At 28.7% G+C, this 11,566-nt stretch carries 6 protein-coding genes and 2 pseudogenes; 4 read left to right on the top strand and 4 right to left on the bottom strand.

Features of this window, described 5'->3' with window-relative positions; genetic code table 11:
* Positions 1–128 precede the first annotated feature (128 nt).
* Positions 129–524: pseudogene (locus tag HBE96_RS15410) on the top strand (DNA replication protein); the annotation flags it as partial.
* 378 nt (positions 525–902) lie between these two features.
* Here HBE96_RS15410 and HBE96_RS15405 read toward each other — a convergent pair.
* A complete protein-coding gene (locus HBE96_RS15405; protein WP_169298630.1) occupies positions 903–3,011 on the bottom strand; it encodes a methyl-accepting chemotaxis protein in 2,109 nt (702 codons plus the stop codon).
* Positions 3,012–3,404: 393 nt separating this feature from the next.
* On the opposite strand from HBE96_RS15405, the pseudogene HBE96_RS15400 reads away from it, so the two are divergent.
* Both HBE96_RS15400 and HBE96_RS15395 read left to right on the top strand, forming a co-directional pair.
* Positions 3,405–4,748, top strand: a pseudogene (locus tag HBE96_RS15400) (putative DNA modification/repair radical SAM protein).
* 12 nt (positions 4,749–4,760) lie between these two features.
* The gene (locus HBE96_RS15395) at positions 4,761–5,495 is read left to right on the top strand and encodes a TIGR03915 family putative DNA repair protein (protein ID WP_169298629.1); all 735 of its coding nucleotides are present in this window, start codon (positions 4,761–4,763) and stop codon (positions 5,493–5,495) included.
* Positions 5,496–5,635: 140 nt separating this feature from the next.
* Here the strand turns inward: HBE96_RS15395 and HBE96_RS15390 are convergent, their stop codons facing one another.
* Both HBE96_RS15390 and HBE96_RS15385 read right to left on the bottom strand, forming a co-directional pair.
* Positions 5,636–5,950 carry a SoxR reducing system RseC family protein gene (locus HBE96_RS15390; RefSeq protein ID WP_169298628.1) on the bottom strand — a complete coding sequence of 105 codons (315 nt, stop codon included), beginning with the start codon at positions 5,948–5,950 and terminating at the stop codon, positions 5,636–5,638.
* Between the two features lie 378 nt (positions 5,951–6,328).
* Entirely contained in the window at positions 6,329–7,084 is a 756-nt protein-coding gene (locus HBE96_RS15385; protein WP_169298627.1) for an SIMPL domain-containing protein, read from the bottom strand.
* Positions 7,085–7,597: 513 nt separating this feature from the next.
* Here HBE96_RS15385 and HBE96_RS15380 point away from each other — a divergent pair.
* A complete protein-coding gene (locus tag HBE96_RS15380) occupies positions 7,598–8,572 on the top strand; it encodes an alpha/beta hydrolase (RefSeq protein WP_169298626.1) in 975 nt (324 codons plus the stop codon).
* 890 nt (positions 8,573–9,462) lie between these two features.
* On the opposite strand, the gene HBE96_RS15375 is transcribed toward HBE96_RS15380, so the two are convergent.
* Positions 9,463–11,139 carry an AAA family ATPase gene (locus HBE96_RS15375; protein WP_206154957.1) on the bottom strand — a complete coding sequence of 559 codons (1,677 nt, stop codon included), beginning with the start codon at positions 11,137–11,139 and terminating at the stop codon, positions 9,463–9,465.
* Between the last annotated feature and the right edge of the window lie 427 nt (positions 11,140–11,566).

The following is an 11,566-nucleotide window of genomic DNA, read 5'->3' as shown; positions in this document are numbered from 1 at the left end:
TGATGTCTTAAAAATCTAATATTTAATTGATGGAACGCCGTATGAGGTGAAAGTCTCACGTACGGTGTGAAGGAGGGGAAAAGAGAGGCTTAACGTAAAGTCGAAGTCTGCTCTTACCTATTCTATTCAGTACAGCTATAGGCTTAAATTTTTTATCAAGGGGTATTCCTGTAATTTATATGTCCTACAGAGAACAAATATTAAAATTAAAACAAAACATTTTAGATGAAGAATACTATGAAGCCTGCACAAGAAAGTTTAAAACAGCACAGGTTTTAATAATAGATGATCTTTTCAAGGGTAAAGTCACTGAATCAGATATAAATATAACCTTTGAAATAATAAATTATAGATATATGAAGAATCTTCCCATAATAGTATCTTCTGAATTCACCATAGAAAAGCTTCTAAATTTTGATGAAGGCATTGGCAGCAGAATTATAGAAATGTGCAAAGATTTCACTGTGGAGATCCATGGCAGGGAAAATAATTATCGCTTAAAATCAAATGATTCAGAAATTTAGATGGAATAGGATTGGTTCTTAGTAACTCAACTTTTTCACATACAAAATTTCAATTTAATATAATAAGCACATTGCCATACAACTGAAGTTACTAGTTTTGATTTTAACTTTTACGCAGTTCGATCTGCTGTTCTTCTGTAAAATAAATTTTCCCCATAGCAGCACTCTCCTAACTTCATACCTTAAGTATAGCAAAAAGACCCTATAAAATAGAATCAGTTAAATTTCTAGCACATGCCTCTTTTTTTAACTGTCTATCTTATAGGGTCCATTTTAAATATCCAACAGCCCTTTAATTTTATCCCATCGCTACCATTGCTAATACCCCCATCTTCTTTAAGTTGGGCATAGCTACTTTACGAGCCTGGATAAGTTCTTCTAAGACTCACTTGATAATGTAGAATCTAATTTAAACATTTCTACTATTTTATCCATTTTAACAGCTAACTCATTAAGTTCTTTAGCAGTATCTGAAATAGTATGCATAACACTAGTTTGTTCTTTAACCATTGCTGATACTTCTTCAGTGGAACTTGCTGCTTCCTCTGATACATTAGATATCTTTTCAATAGAAACTATAGCTTTTTCTTTATTTTCATCCACATTTTTAACATTCTCTGATAAATTATTTATATGACTTAAACTATTTTTTATAGAATCCTGAATTAAATCAAAGGATTTTTCCGTTTCAATTATGGATGTGTTAGCTTTACTTACAGCGTCTATGCCAGTGTCCATAGTATTCTTTGCAAGACTTATTTCTTGTTGTATTTGGCTTACAATAATAGCTATTTCCTTTGTATAATCTGTGCTTTGTTCTGCTAAATTACGTATTTCATCTGCCACTACAGCAAACCCTTTACCATATTCACCAGCTCGAGCTGCCTCAATAGCTGCGTTAAGTGCTAATAAATTTGTTTGTTCTGCTACACTATTAATAGTACTTACAATATTATCTATAGAACCTGATTTACTATCTAGATTATCAACAATAGTAGATAACTTATTTGTTACATCACTATTTATCTTAAATTTTTCTGTAAGTATATCTAGGGATTGAGAACCTTTGTTGCTCATTTCCTTAGCATTGATATGAGCTTCTTTTACTGCATTGGAGCTTTGCAAAGCAATTTGTATATCCTTAGCTAAACTTTTAATTTTTTCTAAGCTATCTTGAGAAAATACAGTATGATCCGTTGCACCACTTGCTAATTGTGACATTGCCTCAGAAACATTATTAATATATATTAAAGTATCATTAGTATTTGTAGATAGACTTTTAGAATGTTCAAAAATCTGACTGGAACTATTTTGTAAATTATGAACCACATCAATTAGATTTTTCTTTAAATTAAATACAGCCCTTATCATAATGCCTAATTCATCTTTATTCTTAAAAAATTTCTCTGCTTTTTTATCTATGCTTGAAGAAAGATCACATTGAGATAGAGCATCTATAAGTTCAGTAGATACTTTAATTGGTTCTGAAATTTTTTTACCTAAATATAGTGCTGCAATTATGGATAAAACTATTCCTATTATGATAATAGCAGAAATTATTATAATTAACTTATTTATGCCGCTAAGGACTTCAGATATAGGTGGCGCAACAGTTAAAACCCATTTATTTGAAAGTTTTGTATAAGCTAGTAGCTTGTATTGTCCATTTTTACTTTTATATTTAATAAAGCCAGCTTGATTCCCTTTCATTTGTTCATAAATATCTTTGTAAACACCATTTTTAACTGTGACTAAATTGTCCTTATATGTAAAATCAGGATGAACTAAATAATCATATTTTTCATTGTATAATGAAGCATATCCTGTATTATATACTTTAATAGCATTTATTAAACTTTTAATATAACTAAGTTTTAAATCCACACCAACTACACCTATAAGTATATTATCTTTGAATATAGGTTTTGAATATGTAATTACATCTGAGTTAATAATAGACGAAGTATGTGGAATAGACCAGGTTCCATTTTTATTTTTTATGGTTTCATAATACCACTGCATATTTTTATTGTTAGTGTTATATTTTTCTTTTGTTAATTGTGGCTGTGTTTCAAAGTTACCATTATCTTTAACATCAGCAAGAGTTACATCAGCTGCTTCACCAGTTAAGTCTGGATTAAGAATGAAATACATAGACAAAGAAGATTTAGAACCTTCTGAATAATTTTTTATAATTGATGATAATGAGTTCTTGTATTTTTCTATATATTTTGGATCTGACTTTAATTGCTCTGTATCAAAAGTATTTAGTACATTAGAATGCAAATAATCTACTTTGTTTTCTGACAGCTTAAATTTTTCATTTAAATCGCCAGCTATACTTTTAGACATATATACAAGCTTGTCCATAGCTTCCTTGTTTATAAATGTTTTTCCTGCAATTATTGAAACGGTTCCTAAGATTGAAGATAAAGTAACGCAGCAAATTATAATAGTTACTATGATTTTAGTGCTTATTTTTTTCATATCAGTAATCCTTTCAAACGCTATAAATTATAAAGCTTTTATATTATTGACTAGCAGGCAACATTTTATCACTTATTTTAAAAATAGTCAAAACTTATACGAACAGTAGTATGCTTTTACTATTTGTTATTAGACGTAAAAATTGGTTGTTCTCTACTTCATCAAAAGTGCAAAAGCTAATGGCTTGATTGTAGAAAGTTACTTTTAACTAACTACTGGGTTTATTGTATCAGGTTGTGGCTTATTCTTCCATACGTCAAATCTTTGACACTTATAATTATATCTCTGTCTATCAATCATTTTGTACCTCCAATTTTCATTGCGAACACTTGTTCTTTTATAAAAAATGAGTTATACTTAATTTATAAAAAATACAAAGATTGGTGATGAAGTATGGAAATAGATGAAAAGTTAAGAATTTTATCCTCTGCAGCTAAATATGATGTATCCTGTTCCTCTTCTGGATCAAATAGGAACTCAAAGAAAGGCAGTATTGGTTCAGTTCATCAAAGTGGTATATGTCACAGCTTTACTCCAGATGGACGATGTATATCCCTGCTTAAAATACTTTTAACAAATTACTGAATATATGATTGTTCATACTGTATTAATAGAAGATCTAATGATATTGAGAGAGCTTCCTTTACTGCTGATGAAGTTGTAAATTTAACTATGAATTTTTACAGACGTAATTATATAGAAGGCTTATTCTTAAGCTCTTCAATTATTAAAAATGCTAATTTCACTATGGAACTACTTACAATGGTTGCTGATAAATTAAGAAATGAACATAACTTTGGAGGTTATATTCATCTAAAAGCAATTCCTGGAGCCGATAAAGACCTTATAAAAAAGGCTGGTTCCCTTGTAGATAGAATGAGTGTAAATATAGAACTGCCTTCATCAAAATCCCTTAAATTATTAGCACCTGAAAAAAATAAACATGATATTTTAAAACCTATGGGTGATATTAAAAATAATATTATTGTAAATAAGTATGAACGTAGAAAATATAAAAATTCACCTATATTTGTTCCCGGCGGCCAGAGTACCCAGCTTATTGTTGGAGCTACAAAAGAAAGTGATTTAAATATACTAAATTTAACAGAAAACCTATATAACAAGTTTGATTTAAGAAGAGTTTACTATTCTGCATATGTTCCTGTTAATAGTAATAGAAATCTTCCTGAAATCAAGACTCCCCCTACTTTTAGAGAACACAGACTATATCAAGGTGATTGGCTGCTAAGAGTTTATGGATTTAAGGCAGAGGAATTGTTAAATGAAAAGAATCCTAATTTTGATATTAACTTTGATCCTAAAACAACCTATGCTTTAAACAATATTCATCTATTTCCTGTTGAAATAAATAAAGCTCCTTATAACACTCTTATAAGAGTCCCTGGAATTGGTATACGTGGTGCACATAAAATAGTAAGTGCTCGTAGAATTGGTTTATTAGACTTTTTTGATCTAAAAAAACTTGGCATAGTTATGAAAAGAGCTCAGTATTTTATCACCTGCAAGGGTAAATATTATGGAGCTGTAGCCTTTGATGATATGCGTATTAGAAAAGCTCTTACTCCTAAAATTGACTTAAACTCAATAGATGAAGGTGCCACACAATTAAGCTTTTTTGATAATAATATAGGTAATTTAACTATGCCTAAAGTTTCTTCAAATAGTAAATTACTTTTATTAAATGATAAATCCACCTCAATTACAGGTGAACTATAGGAGGATTTTATTTTGAAAGAATATATATATGATAACACTTTTGAAGGATTACTTACTGCTATTTTTTATGCCTATGGCTGCAAAGACCATTGCATTATAACAAAATCTAGGGATTATATTCCCTCATTTATAAATGAAGCTTCAAATATTAAAACTGAATATGATAAATTTGATAGAGTCTATAAAAGCATTGTAGAAAAGCTTAATAGTGAAGTTTTAACAAATATTTACTGTCTATATCTTTGTGACATTTCAGATTCTAGTTCTATTGCTTTGAAGTATCTTAAACTTTGCTATAAATATGGTTCAAATATTAATTTAGCTAAGAATAATGATATTATAATTTTAGTTGATAAATATACTAAAAAGGTTACTTGTGAAGCTCATATGTTCACTGGATTTATAAGATTTAAGGAAGTAGCACCATTAAGTTTTTATGCCTCTATAGAGCCCGATCATAATATTTTGCCTTTAATACTTAATCATTTTACGCGAAGATTTTCTGATCAAAACTTTATAATTCATGACTTAAAAAGAGAGCTGGCAATTATGTATAATAAAGAATCAGCTATTATAACTGACTTAAGAAGAGAAGATTCCAAATTCTTTACCGCACCAGATGGTGAATTTGAATCTCTTTGGAAAACCTTTTATAACTCTGTTAATATAAAAGAACGTGAAAATCCTAAGCTTCGTAACCGCTATATGCCTAAAAGATATTGGTCTCACCTTACAGAGCTTAAATAAGACATCTTGAAAAAACCTTTTCCTTAAAATTCTAATCTCACCTATATAGCAGACGGTTTTTGGCTTTAGACAATACTCTTTAATATGTCAAAACATAATAAAAGAGGCCTACTCTAGGCCTCTTATTAAAACTAACAATATTACATATCATCCCAATAAATTTTTTCTGCATTTTTATCTAATACTGCAGATCTATCAAATAATTTTATAGCTATAACAGCTACAATAAAAGCAATTACTCCTCCTAAAATTTGAAAAGTTCTAATGGATGTACCTATAGATTTTCCTATATAACCTCCTAGAAATATACCTAAACATACAAGCATTATTGGAAAAATAAACATCATAAAAGCAGCTAATAACATGTTGGTCTTTTTGGGTTCTGTTTTTCCTGGTGATTCTTCTGATTTTTTGTTAATTACATTTTCAAACATCTTTTCTTGCTCCGTTTTCATACAAACCACACCCCCTTGTGAAAGTTCCAATTAAATTAAATACTTTTACTTAACTTATAGATATCTTTTTAAAATTTACTTAATAACGTGACCTATTGCTTTTACTATTGAACTTTCCAAAGTCCAAATAATCTGCATAAAAATCACCTAAAGTAAACTTTATTCAATTATAAGTATAATATATACATCCTACTATTACAATATTGATGCCTAATAAATAACTTTAAAATTTTTTCCTTCATTAAGAAACTTTATCACAGGATTTTTAAATAATACACTTAGACATAATTAGTGAATTTAAAAATCTATTGACCTACATAATGAAAATATTTCTGCATATTTAACTATATATTTATCAGTATTAAAATTTCTTTATTTTTAATATTGATAAACTGCACTTACATCAGCTCTTACTTTATAAGTTCCAGTTTCTATAGGAGTACTTTCTTTACTTAATGAAGCATTATAATAAATTGGGCTTGTATTTGGTACTCCAGTTGAATTTTCAATTATTTTTGTAGGAACTGATACTTTTACCCCTATAGAGTCAGCAATTACCTTTGCTTTACTATTTGCATTTGATATAGCATTTTTTAAAGCCATATTATAGTATTTTTCATAGTCACTAACTCCAAAGTTTATGCCATTAGAATTATTAGCTCCATTTGCCACAGCATTATCAATTATAGTACCAACTTTAGTTATATCTTTAACTTTTACACTTATAGCATTTACAATAGTGTATCCAACTAACTTATTACTTCCCGTTTTATTATCATAATTATATTTAGGAGTAATACTGTAATTAACGGTTTTGATGTCTTCGCTTTTTACTCCCTGTTTTTTAACTTCATTAATAATTTTATTCATTGCATTTGAATTCTCCTTTTGGGCATCACTTACACTTTCCTTCTGAGTCATTACCCCTAAAGATACATAAGCTATATCTGGTGCTACATTTACCTCACCAACACCACTAACATTTATTGTTTTTTCTGATGATGTACTTGTCTTATTGTCTGCTGCTAATACTTTTGATCCTCTACTAAAAAAGCCCCCTATCATAAAAGTAACTATGATTGTAAGGATAAAAATTAATGATGATTTTTTTTGTAAAAGATTATTATTTTTCAATTCTTAACCACTCCTTCCATATATATTAATTTTATCATAAATAAACACATTGTAAAAACATAAATATATGGTTTCATTTAAGTGTTACTACTAATTTGTAACTAAACAATTTTTTAATACTAATTTGTTTAAATTTTCAGCAATTAAAGTGAAGAAATTTAATGTTTCTACTAATAAGAAGATCTTAATTTGTAGTATAAGCTTTTACATTATTACTTATGCTTTTAATGAGATTATATCTGGTGGCAAATTATTCTGAATCGATTTAGGCATCTGAAAAAAAATAATAAGTCCAGATGCGAAGGATATTTTGCGTTAGGCAAGGAGGCAGGTTCCGCAGATAGTGAACTATCTAAGGGTTCTGCCGACGCCGCATGACGTAAAATAGACTAGCAGATGGACTTATTATTTTCTTGAAGATGCCTTACTACTTCGCTGTAAGTAATCCTTATGTTATAATCTTAAATGTGACTTATAACATAAATAAACAAAGCTAAAAAGGAGTGACAGACAATGGAAAACAAAACTGAATTATTAAAGGGAAAGCTGCTTCCATTTTTGAGTTTAAATAAAACTTTAGAAATAGTATTAGTTTTTATATTAATTGCTATTATAGTTTTGGAGGGATTTTCGGCTTATATTGTAATTAAATTTAGCCATCCTAAATCAATTAGTCTTCATCCTGATATTAAAGGATATGGAATAAAAACTTATGAAAATGTAAATTTTAATAGTCTCAGTAATAACATAACATTAAATGGATGTCTTATAAAAAACGGTAATAGCAAAAAAACTATTATAATATGTCATGGATATGGAGATTCAAAATTTATGTCAGGTGGAAAAACCGCCTCTTCTGTAAAAGTAGATAATCTTCAATTATCCAAAATATTTTTAAGTCAAGGATACAACACTCTTCTATTTGATTTTAGAGGTCATGGGGATTACGCTGGAAAAGATGGTGTTACTATTGGTTTTAAAGAACAGCAGGACCTTTTAGGAGCTGTAAACTTTATAAAATCAAAAGGTATTGGAGATAAAATAGGTGTTATAGGATTTTCTATGGGAGCAGCTACTGCTTTAAGTTCTATAGACAAAACAAATGATATAAGCTTTGTTATTGCAGATTCCCCTTTCAGTGATTTAAAAACTTACTTACAATCTAATATGAAAATTTGGACAGGTCTTCCTGACTTTCCATTTGTACCTATGGTACTATTAAATTTTAAGCTTATTTATGGAGTAGACTACAGTACTGTAAAACCTGTAAGTAGTGTTAGTAAATCTAAAATACCTATACTTTTGATACATGGAAAAAAAGATACTACAATTCCATACACTGAAAGTTTAAAAATAGAAAAATCCTTTAAAAATAGCAAAAGTAAATTAGTTAGCTTTCCAGATTCTACGCATATAGGCTCATATTCTATATATCAAAATAAATATGAAGAAGTTTTAAAAGACTTTTTAGTATCAACTGAACTTTAAACAATATAAACATAGTGTGACGTAAATAAACGAAGAAACGTTAAGCTGTATTACGTCTGATACATGTTGTGCAGGAACACTCACTTCATTAAGAAGTTCTAATTGCTTGAGATAGTGAAAAATACCTACCTCTTCAAATGCGACGTCCTGTCGCTTTCAGAGCTTTTGCCGTCCTGGCAAAAATTACGGTATTTTTCAATATCTCAAGCAAAGAACTTCTAAAATTTGCTCGAATGTTCCTGCACAACATATATCAGTCTTCATACAGCTTAACGTTTCTTCTTACTTCAGTTTACATAAATACTATTATCCCTATTATCTTAAAAACGTAGCTTTCATAATAACTATTTTTTATCTATATATTTTAAGTTATCTATTTTAATCACAACCTAAGGCACAGCCTGTAAATAGTAGGTTCATTTCAGTTTTGAATCTATGTGTTATAATGGTGCCTTATTTTGGCTATTTTCAATCCTCACAATTATATTATACCAATAGAAATATTTTTTGATTTATGTATTTATTCTGAAGGCTTTCCGCCTGAATTTTTAAAAGCTGAATTATAAAATTAACAATAATTATATGTAGAGCTGAAGCTACTAGTTTTGATTTTAACTTTTACGCAGGGATATAGGATAAGCGTTTACTCACATTAGCTAAATTGTTTTCTTATTAGTCTTAGCGAGAAGTTAAAGAAAACCTTAGAACTTTAGCCTTGTTTGAGGGAACCGAGTTTGGCAAAGTTCTTAGGTTTTCATTAACTTTGAGCTTTAGACTAATTGAAAACATTTAGCAGTGAGTAAACGCTTATCCTATATCTCGTAGTAAAAGTTAAAATCAAAACTTTCACTGCATTTTCAGCTGATAAAATTCTTAATTAAAATTAACTTCTAGGTTAATATCATAACATCTTTTCCTTCAAAAGCTATTGCAACTTCTATTATATTTTTAATTTCCCGCATTACGAGTTCCTGTTTATAGTCTCTTTCTTTTATTTGCTTTAAACCATCTTCTGCTGCCTTTTTCAAATCTTCTTTTTCGTCTCTGTCAACTTTTTTAAATTCCATTATTATTCCTATTTTATTCTTATCTTTTGGAATAATTATTACATCATATCTTCCATAGCCGCTTTCCCTGTTGAATTTTACTTCATAATCCTCTGAAAGTGCTATAAGCATCCCAAGTATAAAAGCATGATAAACTTTTTCACTTTCCTGTCCACTTATGTCAAAGTAGCTTACACTGCTTAATACAAACTTTTTAAGTATTTTCCCAAAGGTTTTTATATCGCCATTTATAAGACTTTTTAGCATGAAGTTAAATTCATCATTATTTATACTTTCTCTGAACCAGCTCATTATTATTTCATTATATAAATATTTTACTTCTATATTGGGTATAGCAAGTTCACATACAAGTCTTCTATCTGACTTTCTAACTTTATTTATAGTTTTTAAATACCCACTTAGAAGTAAAAAACTCCATACATTTTCTGTACTTTTATCTATTTCCTTCATTTCAATGTTTTCATTTATCTCTTTTATTATACTTTTATTTCGAATCAAATCTTCCAGCTCACTTTTTAACTGCTGCCCACCTTTTGTTATAAGGCTTTTAACTAAATCATTGCTGCTGGTATTTATCCAATATGGCTGAAGTCCTTCTTCATAATTATTTACATAATTTAGTATAGACCATGGATTATATATTATATTTTCTCCAAACACATATCCATTGTACCAACTCTTAACCTCATCTAATTTAGATTCAACTTTATAATATTTAAAAACTTCTTCTATCTCGGCTTCTGAAAATCCAAAATAGCTGCTATATTTATTCTTTAAAATACTGTATACATTTAAATTATTAAGTCCTGAAAATATACTTTCTCTTGCTACCCTAAGTATGCCTGTAAGAATTGCCTTTTCTAAATATACATTATCCTTCAAGCCTCCACTTAAAAAATTTCTCATAAAACTTATAATATCTTCATAATAACCAGAAGTATATCCGCTTTGTATAGGTACATCATATTCATCTATAATTATCACAGCTTTTTTATTATAATACTTAAACAAATATATGCTTAAACTTAATAAACTTTTATAATAATATATATCTTCTGCCTTTAAGTTCATAACATCTTTATAAATTTCTTTTTCTTCATCGTCCAGTATATTACTTTCAAGAAGATATTTATGCCTTTTAAATTCGCTTCCTATTATAAATTTCATCCCGCTTTTACAATCTTTCCAGTTTAAATATTTTTCATCCTTAAAGGTAAGATAAATAACAGGATAACTGCCTTGTCTTTCCATAATATCTTTATGTTTATTTATATTCAATTCTTTAAAAAGTAAACTGTTATCTTCATCAGTCTTTTCAAAGAAATACTTAAGCATACTCATATTTACAGTCTTTCCAAAACGTCTTGGTCTTGGTAATAGTAGGACCTTTGATCCATCTTCTATTATCTCTTTTATAAACAAACTTTTATCTACAAGATAATAATTATCATTTACAATTTCCTTAAAATCAGTTATACCTATAGAAATTCTTTTCACCATATCACTTCCCTTCTTTAATAATCATTTTAACATAAATAACCCTATTTAAACATTTGGAACATAAGCATCATCTGGGACACTTTTTTTGCATCAACCTCACTTACAATTTTTTACCTGTAATATTTTTCTCAAGTCTGGTAATCATTTGTTTTCAACGCTTTTCGGCATAATTTTTTGTGCAAAAATAGAAAATTCCTATATAATAAAAAACGCTGTCGTATTAGCATATTTTTTATGCTAATGTGACAGCCCCTTGTCTTAAGTGAGTAAAATTAAATTTCAGAATATACTATCTTGTCCATCTAGCTTGTGCATAAATTGATACAACCAACTTACCAAGATTGTAAGCAGCGCCATATAAAGTTACAGTATAAGTATTTCCAGGAATAGCACCTGCATAAATATGTGAAACAGGAGTAAGAATTCC

The sequence above is a fragment of the Clostridium muellerianum genome (genome assembly GCF_012926525.1).
GTDB lineage: Bacteria > Bacillota > Clostridia > Clostridiales > Clostridiaceae > Clostridium_AM > Clostridium_AM muellerianum.
This window is presented reverse-complemented; position numbering and strand designations above follow the sequence as displayed.